Source organism: Stenotrophomonas sp. GD03794 (assembly GCF_029842145.1).
GTDB classification, from domain to species: domain Bacteria; phylum Pseudomonadota; class Gammaproteobacteria; order Xanthomonadales; family Xanthomonadaceae; genus Stenotrophomonas; species Stenotrophomonas riyadhensis.
In genome coordinates, this window is record NZ_JAOCFV010000011.1 from 42,049 (window position 1) to 64,300 (window position 22,252).

Below are 22,252 nucleotides of genomic sequence, written 5' to 3' on the forward strand. Positions count from 1 at the left end.
GTCACGCTGCGCGGCGCAGTGCCGTGTAGCGACCGTCCACCAGTTCCTCGGCCAGGCCAAAGCTGAGCGTCATGCCCAGGCCACCGCCGCCGATGGCGTTGACGATGGTCACGCCCGGTGCCGGCTCGGCGACGAATTCGCTGCTGCCATCCAGCAGCTTGGGATAGATGCCGTGCCAGGTCTGCGCGATGCGCGCGTCGGGTACCTGCATGAAACGGGACAGGTAATCGAGCACCTTCTGGTTGATGGTGTGCTCGTCGAACGGATCATGCGTATGTGCGTAGGCATGCGAATCACCAATGGTGATCTCGCCGAGGCCGTTCTGTGCGGCCATCACGTGGATGCCGAGCTCGATCAGGTCGGCATGCTCGGCCTGGTAGCGCGCCTGCAACGGTGCGACATCGGCGGCCTCGCGGAATCCGGCGTAATGCACCAGCGACAGGCCGCCACAGAGGGCAGCGCCCAGGTGGAACCCGGAAGGCTGTGCGGCCAGCCGCAGCATCTGCAGCTTGCAGCGGGTCAGCGGCGCCGCCGCGTACAGCTCCGGATACAGCTGTTCGAATTCCGGACCGCTGCAGACGAACACCTGGTCGGCCTCGAACAGGCGGCTGCCGGACCACGCCCGACCGCTCTCCACCGCCGTCACCGGCGTGCGCCAATGGAACTGCACACCGTGCTGTTCATGCAGCACGTCCGGCAGCGCGCGAATCGCCTGGCGCGGATCGACCACCAGCTCATCGGCATTGAACAGCGCGCCGCGCAGCTCCCGCGCGACCAGCGCCGGTGACTTCGCCAGTGCCGCATCCCGATCCAGCAGGCGGCATGGGCGCAGCGGCGCGTTGGCTGCCGCGTACTGCTGCAGCACGGCCCATTCGTCGTCGGCGTGGGCAACGTGCAATGAGCCACTGGGGTCATGCCAGAGGCCGGCGACATCGATCAGCTCCTGCCAGATCTGCCGTGAGCGCAGCGCGCGCTCATACAGCGGGCCATTCGGCACGCCGATCGGCCAGACCATGCCGAAGTTGCGGATGGAAGCGCCGACAGCGCGTTCATGGCGCTCCAGCACGGTGACCTTGCAGCCACGTACGGCCAGCGCACGGGCCACGGCCAGGCCGACGATGCCGGCACCGACCACGAGGGCGGTTGTGTTCTTCATGGGGGATGGACTCAGACGGAGGCGAGTGCCGGCATGCGGGCCAGGCGCAGGGCCTTGTGGTGGAAGTACAGCAGGGACAACAGCAGGCAGGCACCGCCCAGCAGCGACAGATGGATGACCGCACTGGAGAAGAAGCGCACCCACGACAGCTGCAGGCCGGAGAATTCGTGGCCAAGCAGGACCAGCACACTGCCCAGGTAGCCGAACGCATCGGCCAGGTACATCACGAAGCCGACGTTGCCGGCGATCTTGAAGGTGGCGATCAGGCGTTCGAAGAACACGCAGTTGAACGGCACGTAGGCCAGGTACAGGCCGAAGCCCACCAGGCCCAGCCACGCCAGCGGATGCAGCATGCCTTCGCGGAATGCCAGCGTGCTCAGTCCTGCAGTGGCCAGGCCAATGAACATCAGCGCGTGCAACGCCATCAGGCCGTTGAGGTTGTTGCGGAACCAGGTCAGGCCGGCGGTCAGCGCCAGCACCGCGAACGCCACCGGCGTTTCGATGGCGGCAAAGACACCGGCACTGCCACCGTAGCCCAGCTCGCGGAACAGCTCGGCTTCAAAGCTGTCGCGGAAATCGCGGACTACGGTCAGGCACACGTAGCACAGGATCATCAGCGCCAGCCCCGGCAGGAAGCGGCGCACGAAGGCACGACGCTGCGCGCGGTCCATCGGTAACCGCGGCGAGCGCTCGCGCAGGTCGGCGGCATCCGGAGCGGGAATGCGTTCCAGCATGCGTACCGACACCAGCAGCAGCGGCAGGAACAGCAAGCCGCACAGGAACGGCATCCAGAACTCGCTCACCCCCTGCAGCAGCAGCCATTTGCCGACCGACTTCACCACGCCGGACGCCATGATGAAGCTGGAGGCGAGGATCGCGCCCATCGCTTCGGTGGTCCGTCGCCCTTCCAGGTAGCTGAACACCAGGCCCCAGACCATGCCCAGCGGCAGGCCGTTGAGGAACAGGAACGGGATGTTCCAGGGCGCCGGCACAAGTGCGAAGCCAAGCAGGGCCAGCCAGGACATGCCGATCAGGCCCAGCAGCAGGCTGGCGCGGCGCTCGGCGCGCAGTTCGCCGATCACCCGCACGCCGATGAACTTGCTGCACATGTAGCCCAGCACCTGCGCCACCACCAGCCACACCTTGTAGTCGGCGCCGAACAGGTGCTGGCCATCGAACGACGCGGCGGCAAACGGTTTGCGGAAGGCATACATGCACGCATAGGTGGACAGCGCGGCACTGCCGGCGAACACCGTCAATGCCAGCGGATGCCCGTGCAGCCGCGCCCGCAGCGAGGGCCTGCTCATGCAGCGGCAACCGTGCCGGAAGGTACCAGCCCGAGCAGTGCCGGCAGGCGGTCGAGGTGGTCGATGATGTGGTCCGGGCCATGCGGCAACAGCTCGGCGCGGGTGAACGCGCCGGTGGTGACCGCCACGTTCAGGCCGACGCCGGCATTGCGGCCTTCGTTGATGTCGACTTCGGTATCGCCCACCTTCACCACGGCGGCGGCATCATCCACGCCGGTGCACTGCATCAACGCCTGGATCATGTGCGGTGCGGGGCGACCCGCCGGCACCTCGTCGCTGGCCACCAGCGCATCGATGCGATCCTGCCAACCGAGCCGCTCGATGATCACCTCGGCGATGTCGCGCGAGAAGCCGGTGTCCAGGCCAATACGGATCCCGTGTACGCGCAGCGTGTCGAACAACGCCTCGGCGCCCGGCAGCGGCGCAATGCCCGGTGCATGGCGATAGCACTCGAGCATGCGCGCCACGAAGTCGGTGTGGATCGGTGCCACACGCGGGTCGTCCACCGCGGTCCCCAACAGCCGCGCGATCGCCTGCGGCTTGGGGTAGCCCATCAACGGGCGCACGTCCTCCACCTCGATGGCCCGGCCGGCGGCGGCCATCGCTTCGGCGAAGGCATGGGCGACCAGCCCCGGGTCGGCAACGGTGGTTCCGGCGATATCAAGGACGACGAGGCGGTAGCGCATGGCGGCAGGGGGTGTTGAGCGGAGGTGCCCAGCATCGCCGCACCCGGCCACGCCCTGATGACAGTGCCCGGACAGGCCGGTGCACCTGTCTAGCCGGGCGGCCCCTGCGCTGCCATGTGCCGCACGTGCTCGGCGGCCTGCGCATGCAGCCAGTCGCGGAACGCGAGGAAGCCACGATGGCTGGCCGAGCGCTGCGGGTACACCAGCCAATGCGGCCAGGCGGTTTTCAGGCGCAGGCTGGACAGCGCGACCAGCTGGCCGGATTCCAGCAGCAGGCGTGCCCGCGTCACCCGCCCGAGCGCTACGCCTACCCCGTCCAGCGCCGCACGGTGGTGTGCCTCCGAATCATCCAGCACCGCCACGAAGCGCGGTGGCGGACTCTGCCCACTCAAGGCGAACCAGGCGCCCCACGCGCCGTCGGGATCACCGAGCAGCGGCCACTGGGTCAGCGGTACACGGTCGATGCCCCCCATGCGTTCGATCAGTGCCGGGCTGGCCATCGGCAGCAGCCACTCGTCGAACAGCGGTTCCACCACCAGCCCGGGCCACTGCCCGGTGCCCAGCCGCAGCGCGGCGTCGAACTGGCGCTGCCGCTCGAAATCGACCAGGCGTTCACTCGACTGCAGGTTGATCTCGATCTGCGGGTGCGCGGCCACGAAGTGGCCCAGGCGCGGCACCAGCCAGGCCGAGGCCATCGACGGCACCGCACTGATCGTCAGCACGTGCTCGGCGCGTGCCGCATAGGGTTGGAAGGCTTCGTTGATCGCATCCAGGTGCGGTCCGACCTGGTCGAGCAGGCGCTGCCCTTCCAGGGTGAGGGTGACACCACGCGCCTGGCGGATCAGCAACGGTTGGCCAAGGCGCTCTTCCAGCTGCCGCATCTGGTGGCTGAGCGCGCTGACAGTCACATTCATCGACGCGGCGGCACGCGACAGGTTGCCGAGCCGGGCGGCAGCCACGAAGCCCTGCAGGGCATGGAGTGGAGGGCGGGACATCAGGCTTGAATTCCTCTCAAGGCCACCTTGCGGAAATGTCGCTTTTTGCCCGTCCATGCTGCCCGTATCGTGCAATCCACTCAAGTGGAGGCACGCTCATGAACATCTTCAGCGGCTTGTTGTTCCTGCACGGCCACGTGGCCAGCGCCGAGCTGGCACGCCAGCTTGCCAGCCCGTCTCCGCCGCCCAGCACCATCCCCGGTAGTGCCGGCCGCTGGCCGGCAACCTCGTCGACCGGGAAACCTGCAGCTGCCAGCCAGCGCCCCGCGCACCCTTAACGCTGCAGTGCCTCCTGCACCGCCGCAGCCACATCGGTGTTGTCGATGTAGCTGCCGTCGTTCCAGCGCACATGCTGGCGGTAACCGGCATCGACGCCCCGCACGCGCTGGCCCAGCAGCTCCGCGCCCGCGCCCTTGGCCCACAACGGCACCAGCGCATTGGAATGGTTGCCGGTCGGGCGGAAGCTCATCCCCGGCATGCGTCCACGGCCGTTGTTGCGTACCGGCTCGAAGGCAACGTTCTGTGCATCCGGGCCCATCGGCATGCTGTTGTCGTGGTCGGTGGTGACGATCAACAGGTTGCGTTCCCAGCCACCGTTGCGCTCGATCCAGTCGACCACCGCCGCCACCGCGTCGTTGAACTCCACGGTTTCCTCGATCAGCCGGCCGTACTGCGGCTGGTCGCTGCATTGGCCGTAGTGCCATTCAGTGCCGCAGGCACTGGTATGGGCGGCCCAGTCGGTGGCGCCGCCTTCCACCATCAGGAACAGGCCGTTGGACGAACGCTGCTGCAGGAACAGCAGCGCGCCACGGGTCATGGTCGCAAGATCGGGCACGCTGTCGATCTTCCTCACACCGGAAGGCGTGGCCGCATCCTTGCCCAGCACCTGCAGCTGGCGCGCCTGCTGCAGCGTGTTGGCCACGCGCGGCACGCCGATCAGCGGCCGGTCGGCCGGCAGTCGTCCCTGCGCCAGCGCGGCGAACGCCTCCTTGCTGCGGATCAGGCGCCACGGCCCCGACGGATTGCCGGCAATGGTGCTGCCCGCTTCCAGCTGCTGCCAATCCTGCTGCGACACCCATTCCCACGGGTTCGCGCAGCCCTCGGCCTTGGCCGCGCCGGCACTCTCATCACAGGCGCGACCATCAACGCTGTAGCCGGGACCGCCGGTGCCCATCACCAGGTCCATGTGGCCCTGCGCCAGCATCTGGTGCGCGATCGCGTGATAGTTGTTGCGCGATTCGTTCTGCGCCGCGAACGCGGCCGGCGTGGCATGCGCGAACGGTACCGAAGTCACCACACCGGTCGCCATGCCCAGCCGCTTGGCGCGCAGCGTGTTGAACTCGACCGGATTGCCATCGTTGTTGTAATTGATGGCGTTGTTGTAGGTCTTGATGCCCGAGGACAACGCCGTACCGGCCGCAGCACTGTCGGTGGCGACTGCGGCCAGGTACTGGTAGCCGACGAATGGCAGGTCCTGCGCCGGTACCGGTTCGCCGTCCCAGGCCTTTCCCGCGTCGTAGCCCAGGGTCTGCGCGTTGTCGCGGGTCGGCTGGCTGCTGGCGTTCAACGGGAAGGTGGTCACCGCCAGGCGCTGCGGAAAATCCGCATACGGCGCCCCTTCGCGGCTGCCGTATTGCCAGTAGGCGGCGGCGTCCCAGGTGCCCCAACCGGCACCGTCGTTGATCATCACGATCACGTTGTGCGGGCGCGCTGGGCCGGAAGCAACAGCCTCGGCGCGTAGGTTGGGCTGGCAGCCACCCAGCGTAGCCAACGCAAGCAGCAGCGAGGAATGGAGCCAACGGCGTGGCATGCGTGCAGTCATCGGATGTCCCGTCGGGCCAACGGCGGCCCACAATGACGGTACGTTATATCGTTTCAATATTGCAGCTTCATGCAGCCGCCGCGGGCTATCCTGCAGGCCCTCCTCCATCGGCCCATCCATGCCGTCTCCTGCTACTGAGCGCGCGCCGTTGTCCTCGATCACCCTCGATGCGGCAACTTTCGCGGTGGTCCATCAGCACAACGCGGACATCGCGCGGCAACCGGCCTCGCTGACCAAGCTGATGACCGCCTATGCGGCGTACGAATGCGTCGAAGAGAACGGAGGCGCGTGGGACGAAGCGGTCACCATCGCCGCCGAGGATGTGCAGGCGGTGGCCGATGATGAAACGCGCATGGGCCTGGTGCCCGGTGAAACAGTCACCCTCGCGCGCCTGCTGGAAGGACTGATGATCGTCTCCGGCAATGACGCGGCGCTGGCCATCGCGCGCCATCTGGACGGATCACAGCCTGCGTTCCTGGACCGCATGAACCGGCACGCACGCCAGCTCGGCCTGCGCAGCAGCTGGTTCGCCAGCGTGTCCGGCATCACCACCCCGCACCATGCTTCCAGCGCGCGCGACATGGCAGTACTCGCCGCCTGCCTGCTGAATGACCATCCGCAGATACTGGCAATCACCGCGCAGCGCGCGTTCGCGCATGGCAGCTTCGGCCGCAACAACCAGAACGCGCTGCTCGGTGATGACGGCGTGGATGGCTTGAAGACCGGCTACACCCAGGCCGCAGGCTTCTGCCTGGCCGCCACCGCATGCCGGGCAGTGCCCGGGCGGGATCAGCCGGTACGCCTGATCACCGTGGTGCTGGGTTCTGAAAGCCGCGACGCACGCGATGCCCTTGTGCGCGAACGGCTGGCCGCCGGGTTTGCGGCGCTGGCCGACAGCACCGCCGACGCCTGAGCGGCTCAGCGTCGCTTGACCGTTGCCACGATCAGCCGCTGCAGCTCGGCTTCGGCTGCGGCCTTGTCCAGCGCGCCTGCTGCTACGGCTTCGGACAGGGCTTCGGCCGCACCGAGAATCGCCCAGCGCCCGGCCAGTGGCACCGTGCCGTCGGCAGCAAACGGGCCCAGCCAGGTGTCGCAGTTGTCGATGAAATCCTGCTGGTAGCGCCGCCGCACCTCGTGCAGTTCAGGTGCACCGACCAGCGCGGCAAGGATGCCCTGCACTTCACTGCCCTGGCTGAGGATGCAGTCGATGTAGCCGGAGGCGATGGCCGCCGCACGATCGGCCAACTGCGCCCGGGCGCGGCCGATGCGCTCGTTGAAGACCCGCGTCTGGCGGCCGTCGTAGTCATCGTAGAGCGCGGCCAGCAGCCCATTGCGGGTCACGAAGTGATCGTAGGCCACCGGCTTGGTCACGCCCGCAGCCTCGGCCAGCCGCCCCAGCGTCAGCGCGTCGGTGCCTTCGTCGCCGACCAGCGCCCAGGCCACATCCAGCAACTGGCGGCCGCGTTGCTCACGGGTCAATCGGCGGCGCGTGGGAGCGGCATTGGCAGGCATCGGCAGGGCACGGCGGTCAGCGCATCGGAGTACCGATTTTACGTCCGATCGACTCTGCCGACTGCAGATGCACCTCGGCCGCACCGGAATCCGCATCCAGCAGCAGTTCGGACGACAGCACGCGCGCGCCGCAGTAGTCGAAGATGCCCATGTCGATCTGGGTCTTCATCGCCGCGCCGTAGCCGCGCCGTTCGATCATGTCCGCGCCGGCCCCACCGATGCCGACCAGGTGCACGCGCAACCGCTGCAGCTTCTTCTGCACCTTGCCGTCGGCACCGTCCTGGTAGGCCCAGCCCTGGGTGAACACGCGATCGATCCAGCCCTTCAGCAGTGCGGGGAACGACCACCAGTACAGCGGATAGACCAGTACCAGCGTGTCGGCAGCATCCAGCCGCGCCTGCTCGGCGGCAACGTCGGCTGGAGGTGCGCCGGTGCCACGGAACAGCGCCTGGTCGTGCGTGTTGAAGCGCGGATCGAAGCCTTCGGCCATCAGATCGGCGAGGGTCACGGTGTTGGCGGCATCCGTTGCGGTGATGGCTTCGCCGATGCGCCTGGCGATGGCATGGGTCAACGCGGCGGATTCAGGATGGGCGGCAACGATGAGGGTGTGCATGGGGGATGTCCGGAATTCACTAACTACTAATAGTAAGTAGTGACGCCCGGGGCACCAGCGCCATGCGTGGGACGCTGTTTCCGCATCCACCGTATAGTGCGCCGGTTCCCGCTGAGATACCCGACGATGCACCGATACCTGCTTGCCCTTCTGCTGGCCCTGCCGATGGCAATGGCCGTTGCGCCAGCGTTGGCCGGTGAACTCAGCCCGGAAGACTCAGCCACATTGCGCAAGGAGGTGCAGGCGATGATGGACGCCTTCGCTCGTGGCGATACCGAGCTGATCATCGCGCGCACCCATCCCAGCCTGAAGCAGCTGGCCGGCGGTGATGAGGCCTATGCACGGATGACCCGCGACACGGTAAAGGAACTGCGCAAGGCCGGCGTCACCATCATCAGCGACGAAGCGGGCGTGCCGGGCCGCACCTATGCGGCCGGTGACGAGGAAGTCTGCTTCGTACCGCGCCAGTCACTGCTGCGCGTGCGCGAAGCGCCGATGCGCAGCACGTCATTCATGGTCGCTGTGCGGCGCGTCGGTACCACGCAATGGCGCTATCTGGATGGCGCCGCGCTGCCAGACAACCCCGGGCTGTTGCAGCAGCTGCTGCCCGACCTGGAACCGGGCGTGGTCCTGCCGGAGAGTGAGACGGAAGCGCTGTAGGCGTAGGCGCATCCATCCACGCATGGCGTGGATCTACTGTCCCTGCTGGTCAGAGTCCGCACCGAGGTTTCCGTCAATGGAACAGCGCGTTCAGCGCCGCACCCGAGGCCGCCTGCTGCAGGCCATCGAAGCGTCCGTCCTGCACGATCGGCTGGGTCGCCTGCATCAGCCCACCCCACGCCGCACGCGCCAGCGCACCGCCCAGGCTGACCCGGCGCACGCCGAGTGCGGCGATGTCCTGCAGGCTCAGCGGTGTCGGTCCACCGACCAATAGGTTCACCGGCTTCGATCCCGCAGCGGCGACCACCGCGCTGATCTGCTCGCGTGTGTTGATGCCCGGCGCATACAGCACATCGGCACCTGCCTCGGCATAGGCGCGCAGGCGCTGCAGGGTGTCCTGCAGATCCGGCACGCCGACGAAGAAGTTCTCGGCACGGCCGACCAGCAGCACGTCGCCACCCGCGCGGTCGATGGCTGCACGGGCAGCGCGCAGGCGCTCGACCGCCTGATCGATCGAACGCAGCGGTGCATCGGCGACGCCGCTGGCATCCTCGATCGACAATGCCGCGATGCCGGTGTCGATCGCCGCCGCCACCGCCTCCTGCACCGCCTGCGGCGTATCACCGAAGCCATCGCCGAAATCGGCGTTCAACGGCAGCGGCGTCGCTGCCGCCATCAGGCGCAGATGGTCCAGCGTGGCCTGCAGCGAAACCGCTCCGTCCGGCCGCCCTTCACTCCAGGCGCAGCCGGCACTGGTCGTGGCCAGTGTCTGGAAGCCCTGCCGCTGCAGGTAGCGGGCACTGCCCACGTCCCACGGATTGGGCAGTACGAAGCACCCAGCTGCATGCAGCTGGCGGAAGGCCGCGCGCTTGCGTTGGGTATCGGCATCGGGCGAGGTCATGGCGAGCTCCGGGGCGAAAGACCTGCACCCTAGCCCGCCCCGCAGCCGCGCTCAATGACGACCAGGTCGAACCTGCATGAGGTGATGCCGCCTGCTTATTGGACGCTGTGGATGCAGGTGCCCGAGCGTGCTTGCCTGCCCACACGATGCCGCCACGGAGCCCTCCATGCACCCGGACCCGCAGACCCTCGTCGACGCCGGCGACGATGACGCCCACTGGGCCGACCTGCTCTCACCCACGCGCCGGCGCCTGATCGCCTCGGCCGGACTGGCCGCCGGTGGGCTGGCCAGCGCGTCGACCGCCACCGCAGCCCCGCGCGGCGACAGTACGGTGAACACCACCGAACCCGGGCGCCCGGGCTTCCGCGCCATCGTCCCGCCGCCGGTGAAGGGCAGCAGCCCCTGGGGCCAGGCCACGGCCAGCGAACCGACCCCGCGCCCGGCCAGTGTGCGTCCCGGCGAAGCCACGCTACCCAGCGCCCCGCGCGCGTACACCGACATCAAGAGCTACCACGCGCATATCTATTTCGACGAGGACAGCTTCGAGAAGGCGGCCCTGCTGCGGCGCTGGGCCGCCGAGCGTTTCCCGGTGGAGCTGGGCAACTGGAACCTGGAGCCCCGTGGACCGCACGTCACGCCCTCGTTCTATTTCGGCTTCACCAACGACCTGCTGCCGGTGCTGGTGCCCTGGCTGCAGCTCAACAGCCTGGGCCTGACCATCCTGATCCACCCCAATACCGGTGATGGCCGCGCCGACCATCTGTATTACGCGTTGTGGGTGAACCGGGCGCAGCCGGTCAATGCCTACAACTGGCCGGCGCCGAAGCCCGGGGAACGGGAGCCGCTGGAGGAGGTGTTCCCGAACGTGGTACCGACGGTGCCGCTGGAGACCTGAGCGGCCCGATACCAGAAGGCTTCGTGGTGGGTGCGTCGCTCGCTGCGCACCGAACTCCGCCATCCACGCATGGCCTGGATCCACGGCATCACGGCCCATGGCGGCAGCCGCCATCGCCCGGCCTGCCGCCATCGTCGGCCTACGTGCATGCATCCCCGGCCTGCAAGGCGTTCAGCGCGCCTTGATCCAGCGCCCGCCATACGGCCACAAGCGCTCCGGTAGATTTCAAACGTTCGATTGAAACGCTGCAAACTTCGCCGAACTGGACAGCATCCACCGGTTCCGCCAGACTGCCGCCCTTTCCCGTCTTCCGGATCCCATGGCGAAGCTGCTGGTCCTGCACGGCCCCAACCTCAACCTGCTCGGCACCCGCGAGCCGGAGGTCTACGGCCACACCACGCTGGCCGACATCGACCAGGCCCTGGCCAGCCAGGCATCGGCCGCCGGGCACGCGGTGGAGAGCCTGCAGTCCAATGCCGAGCACGTGCTGGTGGACCGCGTGCAGGCCGCACGCAACGACGGAACCGCTTTCATCCTGATCAACCCCGCCGCCTTCACCCACACCTCGGTTGCCCTGCGCGATGCGCTGGCAGCGGTGGCGGTGCCGTTCATCGAGATCCACCTGTCCAACCCGCATACCCGCGAACCGTTCCGCCAGCACAGCTACTTCAGTGACAAGGCGGTGGGAGTGGTGTGCGGCTTCGGTGCCGACAGCTACCGCTACGCGATGGACGCGGCGCTGCTGCGGGTATCCGCCACCTGATTGTCGACCCGGGCGCCCACGGCGCTCTCCTCACCTAGATAGAAACCAAAGAGGCCCTCATGGATCTGCGCAAAATCAAGAAGCTGATCGACCTGCTGGAAGAGTCGAACCTGGCTGAAATCGAAATCAAGGAAGGCGAAGAGTCGGTGCGCCTGTCGCGTGCCCCGGTGGCCGGCTATGCCGCCCCGATTGCGGCCCCGGTGTACGCCGCTCCGGCCGCTCCGGCACCGCAGGCGATGCCGATGCAGTCGCCGACCGAAGCCTCCACCGGCGGCACCGCCAAGCCGGGCCCGGCGCTGCCGGAAGGCCACGTGCTGCGCTCGCCGATGGTCGGCACCTTCTACGCGTCGTCCGCCCCGGACAAGCCCGCCTTCGTCACCGTTGGCCAGCAGGTCAAGGAAGGCGAGACCCTGGCCATCATCGAAGCGATGAAGATGTTCAACCCGATCGAAGCCGACAAGTCCGGCACCATCGTCGCCATCCTCGGTGAGAACGGCCAGCCGGTGGAGTTCGACCAGCCGCTGTTCGTGATCGGCTGAGGGGCACGCCATGCTCGACAAAGTCGTCATTGCCAACCGAGGGGAGATCGCGCTGCGCATCCTGCGCGCGTGCCACACCCTCGGCATCCGCACGGTGGCCGTGCACTCCACGGTCGACCGCAACCTCAAGCACGTGGCCATGGCCGACGAGTCGGTCTGCATCGGCCCGGCACCGTCGCCGCAGAGCTACCTCAACATTCCGGCACTGATCGCCGCCGCTGAAGTCACTGACGCCCAGGCCATCCACCCGGGCTACGGCTTCCTGTCGGAGAACGCCGACTTCGCCGAGCGCGTGGAGGAATCCGGCTTCATCTTCATCGGCCCCAAGGCCGACACCATCCGCATGATGGGCGACAAGGTCGAAGCCATCCGCGCGATGAAGTCCGCCGGCGTGCCGTGCGTACCCGGTTCGGGCGGCCCGCTGGGCGAAGACATCGTCGCCAACACCAAGATCGCCCGTGAGATCGGCTACCCGGTCATCATCAAGGCGGCCGGTGGCGGCGGTGGCCGTGGCATGCGCGTGGTGCACGCCGAAGCCTCGCTGAAGACCTCGATCGAAACCACCAAGAGCGAGGCCAAGGCCGCGTTCGGCAATGGCGAGGTCTACATGGAGAAGTTCCTGGAAAATCCGCGCCACGTGGAGATCCAGGTGCTGGCCGACGGCCAGGGCAACGCCATCCATCTGGGTGAGCGCGACTGCTCGATGCAGCGCCGCCACCAGAAGGTGGTGGAAGAAGCACCGGCACCGGGCATCACCGCCGAACAGCGCGAGCAGATCGGCAAGGTGTGCGTGGAAGCCTGCATCCGCATCGGCTACCGCGGCGCCGGCACGTTCGAGTTCCTCTACGAGGACGGCCGCTTCTACTTCATCGAAATGAACACCCGCATCCAGGTGGAGCACCCGGTCACCGAAATGGTCACCGGCATCGACCTGGTGGCCGAGCAGCTGAAGATCGCCGCCGGCCAGAAGCTGTCGATCAAGCAGAGCGACGTGGTGCTGAACGGTCATGCGATCGAGTGCCGCATCAACGCCGAGGACGCTGAAACCTTCGTGCCGAGCCCGGGCACCATCACCGGCTTCCATCCGCCGGGTGGCCCTGGCGTGCGCGTGGATACCCACATCTACAGTGGCTACCGCGTGCCGTCGAACTACGACTCGATGATCGGCAAGCTGATCGTGCACGGCCCGGACCGCGAAACCGCCATCGCCCGCATGCAGGTGGCGCTGAGCGAAATGGTGGTTGATGGCATCAAGACCAACGTCGCACTGCAGCAGCGGATCATGCGCGACAAGGGCTTCCAGGCCGGTGGCCAGAACATCCACTACCTGGAAAAGCGCCTTGCCGAGCGCAAGAACAAGCCGATCGCGTTGACCTGATCGGCAGCAGGTGCTGGACATGAAAAGGGCGGGGAATTCCCCGCCCTTTTCTGTTGCTGTAGCGCCGAGCGTGGGCTCGGCTCTATGGCAGGCGCTTCAGCGCTTGTCGGCAGCTTCGGCCGGAATCTGCGAGTTCGCCAGCGGACGCACGCCATTGGGCGAGGTCGGATCGACGATCACCATGGTCTCGGTCGAGCCATCGGGCCACACCACCTGGAAAGTGCTGCCGGCCGGCAACGAGGCGAACGGCATGCCACTCTGCGCGCGATAGACCGCGGCGACCTGGCTGGCACCCGCGCGGCGCACGTCTTCCTGCGCCTTCACCGTGGTCAGTTCCACTTTCGACAGATGCCGGTAACGATCTTCGTAGGTATCGATCATCAACAGCCCGACCGCACCGGCCGAGTAAGCCACGAACAGCGCCACCCAGAACCAGAACTTGGCCCCATGCAGGAATCGACGGTAATTCATTGCCCGTCCCTCTTTCCAACCAATCGCTTGATCCACTGCTTCATCTTCCCCGCACCTTGCCGCGAAACCGCAGCGTCATACACAAAATCCCGGAAATCCTGCGTCCCATCCTGCGAACAGATCCCTCCATTCGCACAAAAACTGTTGACCAGCACACTGTCGGCCCCACACGGTAGACCGAGTTCGCAGGCCGCAAGCCGCCATGCCAGTTCACTGAGCTGCTCCCCGGCCACCAGCCCATCGAGTGCGCGGTCCCCCGCCGCGCGCGCGCCCATGCCCGGCGCGATCGCCATGAAGGCTTCCGGATCACGCGAAGTGCGCACCCGCTCGACCAGGTCACGGCGGTACTCGGGGCTGTCCTGCAGCGGCTCGCCTTCGGCGAACAAGGATGCTTCCGCGGCCAGGTTGCCCTGCGCGGCCGCCGTGCGACGTTCAGCCAGCACCAGGGCCGACCCCAGCTTGTCGCCCGGCACGAAACCACCGCAGCGCTGTGCCACGCGCTCACGCGCCTGCACCATCGCCGGTGCGGCGGTCAGGCCCAACCCGGCCAGCACGTTGTTGTCCAAGCGGTAGCCACCGGGATCGATGGCGTACTGCGCGCAGTAGTCATAGACCCGGCTCAGCATCCAGCGCGCCTCGTGGTTGCCGTCGTCGGCCTGCACGCGCAGGCGCTGCGCATAGGCGTAGAGATCGGTGGCATCCTCGATGTCGGCGCGCAGGTCCAGCGGCAGGCCCGAAGGCAGCGCATTGCCGCGCTCGAACGCCGCCAGGCGACGCGCCAGCGCTTCCGGTATCACCGGCAACGGCGGGTTGCTGTCACCGGCAGCCAGTGCCGTCGACAGTTCCGGCGAAGGCACAGTGACCGCCCCGGCATGCCCGCTGGCCCGATACCCGGCCACGCCCAGCACGGCCACCGCCGGCAGCACGAGCAACCAGGTTTTCAGGGTCGGAGCCAAGGCCATCGGCAACAGTGAGCGTTCACGGCGCACAGGAAAGCACGGAGTTTAGCAAGGCCCGGCAGACCTGTCTGAACTGGCCCCGTTCATCCCCGGGCAGCATCTCAGGCAATACGGAGACGCCCCGATGGTCTAGCATGGCCCCCTTTCCCGTGATTGCCCCCACCGCCATGCCGTTCCTGGAACTGACCCTGCGTTGCACCGAAGCCACCCAGCCCCGCTATGAAAATGCGCTGGAGGACGTCGGCGCACTGGCCGTCACCCTGCTCGATGCCGAAGCCGATACCAGCAACGAACAGGCCATCCTCGAGCCGGGTGTGGGCGAGACCCCGCTGTGGGACACCCTGGTGCTGAGCGCGCTGTTCCCCGCCGACAGCAACGCCCTGTTGCTGCTTGCCGCGCTGGAAGCCTTCGATCCGGAACTGGACTGGAGCAACGGCAGCTTCCGCGCCGTAGAGGACGAAGACTGGGAGCGCGCGTGGCTGGACCAGTTCCAGCCGATGGATTTCGGCAGCCGCACCTGGATCGTGCCGTGGAACCATGAACTGCCGGAAGCTGCACAGGCCGCCGATGCTGCCGTGGTGCGGCTGGACCCGGGCCTGGCCTTCGGTTCGGGCACCCACCCGACCACGGCCCTGTGCCTGCGCTGGCTCGACCAGTTGGCCGTCGACGGCGTGCTGCAGGGCCAGCGCGTGCTCGACTTCGGTTGCGGTTCGGGCATCCTCGCGCTGGCCGCGCTGAAGCTGGGTGCCGCTGAAGCCATCGGCGTGGACAACGATCCGCAGGCTCTGGTCGCCACCGCCGACAACGCCGAGCGCAACGGCGAGCAGGCGCGCATGCATGTGTACCTGCCGCAGGACGAACCCGTCGCGACCTACCCGATCGTGGTCGCCAACATCCTGGCCTCGGCGCTGGATGCGCTGGCCGAACTGCTGGCCGCGCGCGTCGCTGCCGGTGGCCGCATCGCTCTGTCGGGCATCCTGCATGGCCAGGAAGGCGAGCTGCTGCAGCGCTACGCCGCGTGGTTCGACGACCTGCAGGCCACCCAGGATGGCGACTGGATGCGCATCACCGGCGTGCGCCGCGCCTGATCGTGGTTGAATGACCGCTGGATCCGAGCCCGCACCCTGAGCATGTCCGAGCCGAACCCACCGCGCCGTCCCCTGGCCACCTTCCTGCGCACGACGCCGGAGGGTGAGGCTGCGCCTGCGACCGATGCGCGCACGCAGCACGACGTTGAGCACACAGCGCCTGCAATGCAGGCGCCGACCGAGCCCGTTGATCTGGCACATGCGCCGACGGCGGAGATGCGACACGACGATGACATGGTCATCGTTGATGACTCCGCGGCCATCGAACCGGCACCGGTCGTACTACCGGCAACGACGGTTGCCACCGATGCACCCAGTTTCCTCGGCAACCCGCGCCCACGTGCCCTGCCAACGCCGCGCTGGCACTGGGTGCTGGTCGCCGCGCTGGCGCTGCTGCTGGTCCTGCAGAGCGTGCTGGCCGACCGCACGCGGCTGGCCGCCGACGCCGGCAACCGCGCATGGCTGGGCACGCTGTGCGGCGTCCTGCGCTGCAGCCTGCCCGCTTGGCACGAGCCCACTGCGTTCACCATGACCAGCCGCGAGATCCGCCCCCTGCCGGGCCAGGCCGGCGTGCTGCAGGTGCAGGCCAGCATCCGCAACGATGCGCGCTGGGCACAGGCATGGCCAGACCTGCGGTTGTCATTGTCCGATGCCGATGGCCGGGTGATCGGCAGTGGCGTGTTCACGCCCGCGCAGTACCTGGGGGAGAACCCCGCGGCAGCCCTGCTGGAACCGGGACAGAGCGCCCGCGTCGCCTTCCGCGTACAGGAGCCCGCCGCATCCACCGTCGCATTCACCTTCGACTTCCTATGACCGCAAGTGGCCGCCCGGTCATGGCAGGCCGGGCACGCTCGCGCTAGACTGACCGCCACCACCTCATCCGGCCGCGCGCTTCGCGCGCACGGGCCAACCGAATCGGGAACCCCCTTGAACGCTGTCCTTTCTCGTCCTGACAACAGTCGTGGCGCTCCCCGGCCACCGCTGCGTGAACATGTCGCCCAGTCCGTGCGCCGTTACCTGCGTGACCTTGATGGCTGCGACGCGGACGATGTCTACGAGATCGTGCTGCGCGAGATGGAAATCCCGTTGTTCGTGGAAGTGCTCAACCATTGCGAAGGCAACCAGAGCCGTGCCGCCGCGATGCTGGGCATCCACCGCGCCACCCTGCGCAAGAAGCTGAAGGAATACGGCATCAGCGCCTGAGCGCGCGCGTGGGTAGTGCCGGCCGCCGGCCGGCAACCCCATGAACGATGGCAGGATGTTGCCGTTGCCGGCCAGCGGCCGGCACAACCCGTAGTTCCACGCCATGCGTGGATGAAGCCCCCACGAAATCAGCCGCCGCCGCCCGCCTTCCAGTAGTACCGCACCACGTGGAAGAACACCGGCGCAGCAAAGCACACCGAGTCCAGCCGGTCGAGCATGCCGCCATGGCCCTCGATCATGTGGCCCCAGTCCTTGATGCCGCGATCGCGCTTGATTGCCGACATCACCAGGCCGCCCCAGAACCCCATCAGGTTGATCAGCAGCGACAGGCCGAACGCCTGCAACGGCGTGAACGGGGTGATCCACCACAGCGCCGCACCCAGCGCACTGGCGCTCAACACACCGCCCACGAAGCCCTCCACCGTCTTCGACGGCGACAGCTTGGGCGCGATCAGATGCCTGCCCAGCAACTTGCCCCAGATGTACTGCAGCACGTCCGAGGACTGCACCACGATCACCAGGAAAGCGAACAGCAGCACGTTGCGCGACGGATCATGCCCGGGCACATGCAGGTTCAACAGCAGCGGCACGTGCGAGATGCAGAACACGCAGATCATCAATCCCCACTGCACCTTCGCGGTCCGCTCCAGGTAGTGGGTGGTGTCACCGCCGATGGTCGACAGGATCGGCAGGAACAGGAACGCATAGACCGGGATCAGCAGCGTGTACATGCCGTACCAGTCGATCCACACCAGGTAGTACTGCCAAGGCAGCACGATGTAGAACGCGGCCAGCAGCGCGTAGTAGTCGCCTGAACGGGTCGGCGCCAGGGTGATGAACTCGCGCAGCGCGAACAGCGAGATGATCGCGAACAGCACGATCACCCCGGCACGGCCGAAGAACAGCGCCAGCCCGACCACGATCGCCATCACCCACCACGCGCGGATGCGCGAGACCAGGTTGGCGATGACCGCGCTGGGCTGCCCGCGCTGACGCCAGCGCAGGGTCTCGGCCACCAGCGTGGCCAGTACCAGCACCGCACCCACGCCAGCGAACAGCAGGCCGGTCTGCTGGCCCACGCTGCGCGCGGCCAGGTCACCGGACACCTCCATCAGATAACTCATGCGCGCCCTCCATTCGGCGCCAGGTCCAGCAGCGCCTGCCGGCTGCGGGCCAGGAACGCGGCCTTGTCTTCATCGGCCTGCAGCCGCAGCGGTGTGCCGAAGGTGGCCGTGCACAGCAGCGGCAGCGGCAGGAACCGGCCCTTCGGCATCACCCGCTTCAGGTTGTCGATCCACACCGGCACGAACTCCAGCTCCGGCCGTTGCCGCGCCAGATGGTAGATACCACTCTTGAACGGCAGCAGCGGTTCATCGCCTACATTGCGGGTGCCTTCCGGGAACAGGATCAGCGAGCAGTCTTCGTCCACCGCATCGCGCAGTACCTGCAGTGGATCCTGCTGGCGATGGCCGGCCTCGCGCTCGACCAGCACACCATTGAACACCGCATCGATCAGGTAGCGGCGCAGGCCGTCGCGCTGCCAGTACTCGGCTGCAGCCACCGGGCGCACCTGGCGCCGCAGTGCCGGTGGCATCGACGACCAGATCAGCACGAAGTCACCATGGCTGGCATGGTTGCCGTAGTACACGCGACGCTCGCTGGACGGCGCGCAGCCGATCCACAGCGCGCGCGCACCGGTCACTACGTGGATCGCGCCACTGCAGGCGCGGGCAATCAGTTCGGCGAACATCGGTTACTCCCGTTCACGTCTGCGGCCACACCACGGCCAGCACCAGCAGCACTACCTGCACACCTGTCAGCAGGTACTGCCGCAGCAGCAGGCGGCGCATGCCGGCCCAGCGCAGGTCCCAACCGCGCAGCGGCGCATCGGGCGGTGCGCGGCGCAGACCGCTGTCGTGCAGCAGCTGGTCGGTGCGGCGCGCGGCAGCCTCCCCTTCCAGGCCTTCATCACGCAGCAGCTGCAGCAGGCTCGCGTCCAGTCCAACCCGCCACGCGTGATACGCCTGCACCAGCCCTGCCCCAGCGCTGGCCAGCAGCAGGCCGGCGGCAATCATCGCCAGGCCCGGCTCGGTGCCGAGCAGCAGCAGCGCCACCAGCAGCAGGCCCAGCGACAGGCCGGCCGGCCAACGGCCCTGCCGCAGCAGCAGCTGCATGGTCGCCAGGTCGGGAACCGTACTCATGCGCGCGCGCCTGCTGCAGCAGTGATGGCATGCAGATGCGCGACGCCCAGCACGACGCCGGGACGCGCAGCACGCACGATCGCCACCGCACCATCGGCGTCGGCGGCGCGACCACTGCGCAGCAGCCAGGTCGCTACGCTGGCGGCGCTGCGCGAATAGCCCAGCGCGCAGCACACCAGCAGCGGTCCGTGCGCGCGCAGCCGCTCGATGACCTCTGCAGCCTCGAGCAATTGCTCCGGCGCAGGCGCCACCAGGTCCAGCATCGGCACGCTGGCGTACGCCGCGGCCGGTGCACCACAGGACAGCTCGGCACAGGCATCGACCACGCCCACCAAGGGTGCCGGCAATGCAGCGCAGGGAATACGCCCCAGCCACACACCGTCCATCACCGGCACCGGCTGCGGTGCGCGGCGCGTCCACAACCGTGAATTGATCCAGGCCGCACCCAGGTACGGCGCCAGCAGCCAGCGTGACGCCATGGTCAGGCGTCCGTCGGCGCGCTTCTGGAACACCGCCGTACCCAGCCCGGCATAGGCCAGCGCCACCAGCAGCAGCGATACCACCGGCCACAGCAGCCACAACGCCACACCCCGCAGCAGGATCACTGGCACCAGCAGCAGCGCCGCCCCGAGCAGGTACAGCCCCGCCAGGCGCCAGCGCTTGGCATCCCGCGTCGTGCGCCACGCACGCAACGGTGGTGTGCCCTGCTCGGGCCACAGCCAGACGCACAACCAGCCAGCCAGAAGACCGGTCGGGATGTCGATGAAATGATGCTGGAACGTGGTCAGCACCGAAACGCCGATCAGCAGCGCCCACACATGCAGCACCCAGCGCCACACCCCGTGCAGGTACTGCGCGAACTTCACCCACAGCACGATGAGCAGCACGATGTGCAGCGATGGCGCCTGGTTGAACGGCTTGTCGAAGCCCAGCAACACATCGAACAACCAACCGAACACGCCGCCGATCTCCGGCCGCTCGAAGCTGAAGCGCAACGGCCACAGCAGGAAGCAGGTCACTGCGATCAGCTGTGCACTGAACAGGCGCAGCGCGTGCCGGTCCAGTTCCAGCCGACGCCGGCACAGGAAGAACGAGATCGCGTAGAACAGATCGATCGACCAGTACGGCACGATCGTCCACGGCACGAACGGAATCTGCGTTTCCCATCCGAAGGCCATCACCGGCAGTTCGGCATGGCGGCCCGCCATCCAGTTGGCGAAGCCATAGCTGGCGAAGAAGAACGGGCCCAGCAGGGCCAGCCACAGCAGGGCGCGCCGCCAGGGGCGCCCCTCCGCGGCCAGCGGGGTGGCGGCGAGCGTCGCCATCACGCGGTCCGGCGTGCCAGCGACACGGTGAAAATGCCGAAGTCGTCGATACGCTGCGCCACCTTCTCGAACCCGGCCAGGCGCACCAGCTCGTCCATTTCCTGCTGGGTACGGCGGCGCATCACCCACGCTGCGCCACCACGATGGCTGGTCAGTGCGCGTGCGATGAACTCCAGCTGCGGGTGCCAGGGCTGGCCGGTATAGGCCAGGTAGCCGCCCACCGGCACCGTCGCGGCAATACCCTGCAGCGAGCGCAGCACTGCATCGTTGTCGGGGAACAGTTCGTACAGGCCCGATACCACGGCCAGCGTCGGTGCGGGTTCCACCTTGGCCAGCTGTGCCGGATCGAACGCGTCGCCCTGTTCGAAGCGGGCAATAGCGGCCGCCCCCAGGCGCTCAATCAACGCTTGGCCCTGAGCCACGTTCAGATCGCTGAAATCACGCAGCACGATGCGATCGGCGCGCTGTTCGCCCTGCCCCAGCGCTTCCAGCACGTAGCGACCATGGCCAGCAGCTACGTCCAGCACGTGCACCGGCGTGCCCTGCCCACGCAGGCGCTGGGCAGCGTCGCGCAGCAGTTCCTGCAGGTGCTGGCCACGCACGCGGATGCCACGCCAGCCGATCGCATCCAGATAGTTGCGGTCGACCATGCGACCCAGCGGGCCCTTGCCACGCGCTTCGTCGCGATAGATGTAGTCCAGCGTGCTGCCGGAATCGAAACCGGTCTGCAGGCCCAGCGCGATGCCTTCGGACAACGTTCCGCCGAAACGCAGGCCGCCACGTACCACGCGCCAGCGCAGGTCGGCCAGGCTGTTGCGCTCCGGTGGCCAGGCCAGGATCTCCGATTCCTCGAAGGTCGGCCCATGGCGGTGCGCGTCGCGCCGTGACAGCTCGCGCAGCGGCTCGGCAAAACGCGCCTGGATGAAGCTGCGGATGCGCGCCAGTGCTGGTGCACGATCGCGCTCGCCCAGCGTGTCGTGGAAGAAGCCCGGCAGATGCACACGCTCCTTGATCGGGCTGGACAGGCGCTCGTAGAAGCGGTCCTGCGGGCCACGGTGCACGACGAAATCCGAGCCGGACACCAGCAGCTGCACCGGTACACTGATCGCCTGCGCATCGGCCACGATGCGGTCGGCCGCCTCGTACAGGCCCAGCAGCACGCGCACCGAGATCGGCCGGGTGATCAGCGGGTCGGCACGATAGCTTTCCACCCGCGCCGGGTCATGGGTCAGCCACTGCGGCTTGACGTAGCTGTTGACGAAGAAATTGCCGCGCAGCTTCTGCATCAGCGCCAGGCCCGGGCGTGCGAACGGCACGTACAGCTTCACCTTGAACGCCGGCGAAGCCATCACCAGCGCGCGCAGGCGTGGTGCATAGTCGTGCACCCAGGTGGCGGCGACCACCGCCCCCACGCTCTGTGCGATCACCACGATGTCCTGCACCGCGATACCGTGCTCGGCACCGATGTGGGCGATGAAGCTGTCGAGGTCACGCACCAGCGCCGGGAAGCCCGGTGCATCGCCACGCGTACCCGGCGAACGGCCATTGCCGCGCGCATCCCAGGCGAAGAAGGCGGTGTCGGGCAGGTCCAGCTCATCGACCAGGTGGGTGACCCGCCCGGAGTGCTCGTGGCCGCGGTGCAGCAGCACGATGGCCTTGGTGGCCGGCGTTGCAGTGGTGCCCGCCCAGTACCGGTAGAACAGCGGTACCTGGTCGAAGCTGTGGAATTCCCGTTCCTGCGCCTGACGCATGCAATCTCCTGATTGTCTTCTTGTATC

Annotated in this window: 25 protein-coding genes; 10 read left to right on the forward strand and 15 right to left on the reverse strand. The window is 67.6% G+C overall.

All coding sequences use genetic code 11. The features are described 5' to 3' along the window. Position 1 precedes the first annotated feature (1 nt). The 4 genes from N5D91_RS08395 to N5D91_RS08410 all read right to left on the reverse strand — a co-directional run bounded on the left by N5D91_RS08395 (position 2) and on the right by N5D91_RS08410 (position 4,144). Complete coding sequence (locus N5D91_RS08395) at positions 2 to 1,156, reverse strand: TIGR03364 family FAD-dependent oxidoreductase (RefSeq protein WP_219629414.1); 1,155 nt, start codon at positions 1,154 to 1,156, stop codon at positions 2 to 4. Between the two features lie 11 nt (positions 1,157 to 1,167). Continuing rightward, a complete protein-coding gene (locus tag N5D91_RS08400) occupies positions 1,168 to 2,463 on the reverse strand; it encodes a DUF5690 family protein (protein WP_180847459.1) in 1,296 nt (431 codons plus the stop codon). Further along, the gene (locus N5D91_RS08405) at positions 2,460 to 3,149 is read right to left on the reverse strand and encodes an HAD hydrolase-like protein (RefSeq protein WP_164160901.1); all 690 of its coding nucleotides are present in this window, start codon (positions 3,147 to 3,149) and stop codon (positions 2,460 to 2,462) included. Before N5D91_RS08405 ends, N5D91_RS08400 begins: the two co-directional genes overlap by 4 nt. Positions 3,150 to 3,238: 89 nt before the next feature. Next, a complete protein-coding gene (locus tag N5D91_RS08410; protein WP_164160903.1) occupies positions 3,239 to 4,144 on the reverse strand; it encodes a LysR substrate-binding domain-containing protein in 906 nt (301 codons plus the stop codon). A 98-nt stretch (positions 4,145 to 4,242) separates the two neighbouring features. Between N5D91_RS08410 and N5D91_RS08415 the strand changes: the two genes are divergently transcribed. After that, positions 4,243 to 4,422, forward strand: coding sequence for a hypothetical protein (locus N5D91_RS08415; RefSeq protein ID WP_071229370.1), 180 nt, complete (start codon positions 4,243 to 4,245; stop codon positions 4,420 to 4,422). Here N5D91_RS08415 and N5D91_RS08420 read toward each other — a convergent pair. Beyond that, positions 4,419 to 5,966: an alkaline phosphatase gene (locus N5D91_RS08420; protein ID WP_180854018.1), complete on the reverse strand. Its 1,548-nt coding sequence runs from the start codon at positions 5,964 to 5,966 to the stop codon at positions 4,419 to 4,421. The two genes, N5D91_RS08415 and N5D91_RS08420, sit on opposite strands and share 4 nt — an antisense overlap. A 118-nt stretch (positions 5,967 to 6,084) precedes the next feature. On the opposite strand from N5D91_RS08420, the gene N5D91_RS08425 reads away from it, so the two are divergent. Continuing rightward, a complete protein-coding gene (locus N5D91_RS08425; protein WP_180854019.1) occupies positions 6,085 to 6,879 on the forward strand; it encodes a D-alanyl-D-alanine carboxypeptidase family protein in 795 nt (264 codons plus the stop codon). 5 nt (positions 6,880 to 6,884) lie between these two features. On the opposite strand, the gene N5D91_RS08430 is transcribed toward N5D91_RS08425, so the two are convergent. Continuing rightward, positions 6,885 to 7,478, reverse strand: coding sequence for a TetR/AcrR family transcriptional regulator (locus N5D91_RS08430; protein WP_180854020.1), 594 nt, complete (start codon positions 7,476 to 7,478; stop codon positions 6,885 to 6,887). A gap of 16 nt (positions 7,479 to 7,494) precedes the next feature. Then, positions 7,495 to 8,091 (reverse strand): NAD(P)H-dependent oxidoreductase, encoded by a 597-nt coding sequence (locus N5D91_RS08435; protein ID WP_180854021.1) that lies wholly within the window; start codon positions 8,089 to 8,091, stop codon positions 7,495 to 7,497. Positions 8,092 to 8,217: 126 nt separating this feature from the next. Here N5D91_RS08435 and N5D91_RS08440 point away from each other — a divergent pair, with 126 nt between their 5' ends. After that, positions 8,218 to 8,751 (forward strand): hypothetical protein, encoded by a 534-nt coding sequence (locus tag N5D91_RS08440; protein WP_110713925.1) that lies wholly within the window; start codon positions 8,218 to 8,220, stop codon positions 8,749 to 8,751. A 73-nt stretch (positions 8,752 to 8,824) separates the two neighbouring features. Here the strand turns inward: N5D91_RS08440 and N5D91_RS08445 are convergent, their stop codons facing one another. Beyond that, on the reverse strand, positions 8,825 to 9,652 hold the full coding sequence (locus N5D91_RS08445; RefSeq protein ID WP_180854022.1) for an isocitrate lyase/phosphoenolpyruvate mutase family protein: 828 nt from the start codon (positions 9,650 to 9,652) through the stop codon (positions 8,825 to 8,827). A gap of 166 nt (positions 9,653 to 9,818) precedes the next feature. Between N5D91_RS08445 and N5D91_RS08450 the strand changes: the two genes are divergently transcribed. From N5D91_RS08450 to accC, 4 genes are all read left to right on the forward strand, one after another. Beyond that, positions 9,819 to 10,547 (forward strand): DOPA 4,5-dioxygenase family protein, encoded by a 729-nt coding sequence (locus tag N5D91_RS08450; protein WP_110713927.1) that lies wholly within the window; start codon positions 9,819 to 9,821, stop codon positions 10,545 to 10,547. 319 nt (positions 10,548 to 10,866) lie between these two features. Further along, positions 10,867 to 11,310 (forward strand): type II 3-dehydroquinate dehydratase, encoded by a 444-nt coding sequence (gene aroQ / locus N5D91_RS08455; RefSeq protein ID WP_110713928.1) that lies wholly within the window; start codon positions 10,867 to 10,869, stop codon positions 11,308 to 11,310. A 59-nt stretch (positions 11,311 to 11,369) separates the two neighbouring features. After that, entirely contained in the window at positions 11,370 to 11,849 is a 480-nt protein-coding gene (gene accB, locus N5D91_RS08460; RefSeq protein ID WP_049443248.1) for an acetyl-CoA carboxylase biotin carboxyl carrier protein, read from the forward strand. A 10-nt stretch (positions 11,850 to 11,859) separates the two neighbouring features. Next, entirely contained in the window at positions 11,860 to 13,227 is a 1,368-nt protein-coding gene (gene accC / locus N5D91_RS08465; RefSeq protein WP_049446715.1) for an acetyl-CoA carboxylase biotin carboxylase subunit, read from the forward strand. Positions 13,228 to 13,323: 96 nt separating this feature from the next. Here the strand turns inward: accC and N5D91_RS08470 are convergent, their stop codons facing one another. Both N5D91_RS08470 and N5D91_RS08475 read right to left on the reverse strand, forming a co-directional pair. After that, complete coding sequence (locus N5D91_RS08470; protein ID WP_010481078.1) at positions 13,324 to 13,698, reverse strand: hypothetical protein; 375 nt, start codon at positions 13,696 to 13,698, stop codon at positions 13,324 to 13,326. Further along, positions 13,695 to 14,660 (reverse strand): hypothetical protein, encoded by a 966-nt coding sequence (locus N5D91_RS08475; RefSeq protein WP_110714389.1) that lies wholly within the window; start codon positions 14,658 to 14,660, stop codon positions 13,695 to 13,697. The genes N5D91_RS08470 and N5D91_RS08475 overlap by 4 nt, the downstream gene beginning before the upstream one ends. A gap of 164 nt (positions 14,661 to 14,824) precedes the next feature. Here N5D91_RS08475 and prmA point away from each other — a divergent pair, with 164 nt between their 5' ends. The 3 genes from prmA (at position 14,825) to fis (ending at position 16,948) form a co-directional block, all read left to right on the forward strand. Next, positions 14,825 to 15,745 (forward strand): 50S ribosomal protein L11 methyltransferase, encoded by a 921-nt coding sequence (gene prmA, locus N5D91_RS08480; protein WP_110713929.1) that lies wholly within the window; start codon positions 14,825 to 14,827, stop codon positions 15,743 to 15,745. A 42-nt stretch (positions 15,746 to 15,787) separates the two neighbouring features. Then, positions 15,788 to 16,558, forward strand: coding sequence for a DUF3426 domain-containing protein (locus N5D91_RS08485; protein ID WP_180854023.1), 771 nt, complete (start codon positions 15,788 to 15,790; stop codon positions 16,556 to 16,558). Between the two features lie 114 nt (positions 16,559 to 16,672). Further along, a complete protein-coding gene (gene fis, locus N5D91_RS08490; RefSeq protein ID WP_005419706.1) occupies positions 16,673 to 16,948 on the forward strand; it encodes a DNA-binding transcriptional regulator Fis in 276 nt (91 codons plus the stop codon). Between the two features lie 128 nt (positions 16,949 to 17,076). Here the strand turns inward: fis and N5D91_RS08495 are convergent, their stop codons facing one another. From N5D91_RS08495 to N5D91_RS08515, 5 genes are read right to left on the reverse strand one after another with little or no spacing between them, the layout of a single operon-like run. Beyond that, entirely contained in the window at positions 17,077 to 18,072 is a 996-nt protein-coding gene (locus N5D91_RS08495) for a phosphatidate cytidylyltransferase (protein ID WP_110713931.1), read from the reverse strand. Beyond that, on the reverse strand, positions 18,069 to 18,698 hold the full coding sequence (locus N5D91_RS08500; RefSeq protein ID WP_014038692.1) for a lysophospholipid acyltransferase family protein: 630 nt from the start codon (positions 18,696 to 18,698) through the stop codon (positions 18,069 to 18,071). The genes N5D91_RS08495 and N5D91_RS08500 overlap by 4 nt, the downstream gene beginning before the upstream one ends. A gap of 13 nt (positions 18,699 to 18,711) precedes the next feature. Beyond that, positions 18,712 to 19,149, reverse strand: coding sequence for a hypothetical protein (locus tag N5D91_RS08505; protein ID WP_110713932.1), 438 nt, complete (start codon positions 19,147 to 19,149; stop codon positions 18,712 to 18,714). After that, positions 19,146 to 20,450, reverse strand: a complete 1,305-nt coding sequence (locus tag N5D91_RS08510) for a phosphatase PAP2/dual specificity phosphatase family protein (RefSeq protein ID WP_180854028.1) — start codon at positions 20,448 to 20,450, stop codon at positions 19,146 to 19,148. Before N5D91_RS08510 ends, N5D91_RS08505 begins: the two co-directional genes overlap by 4 nt. Positions 20,451 to 20,473: 23 nt before the next feature. Beyond that, positions 20,474 to 22,225 carry a bifunctional alpha/beta hydrolase/class I SAM-dependent methyltransferase gene (locus tag N5D91_RS08515; RefSeq protein ID WP_180854024.1) on the reverse strand — a complete coding sequence of 584 codons (1,752 nt, stop codon included), beginning with the start codon at positions 22,223 to 22,225 and terminating at the stop codon, positions 20,474 to 20,476. Between the last annotated feature and the right edge of the window lie 27 nt (positions 22,226 to 22,252).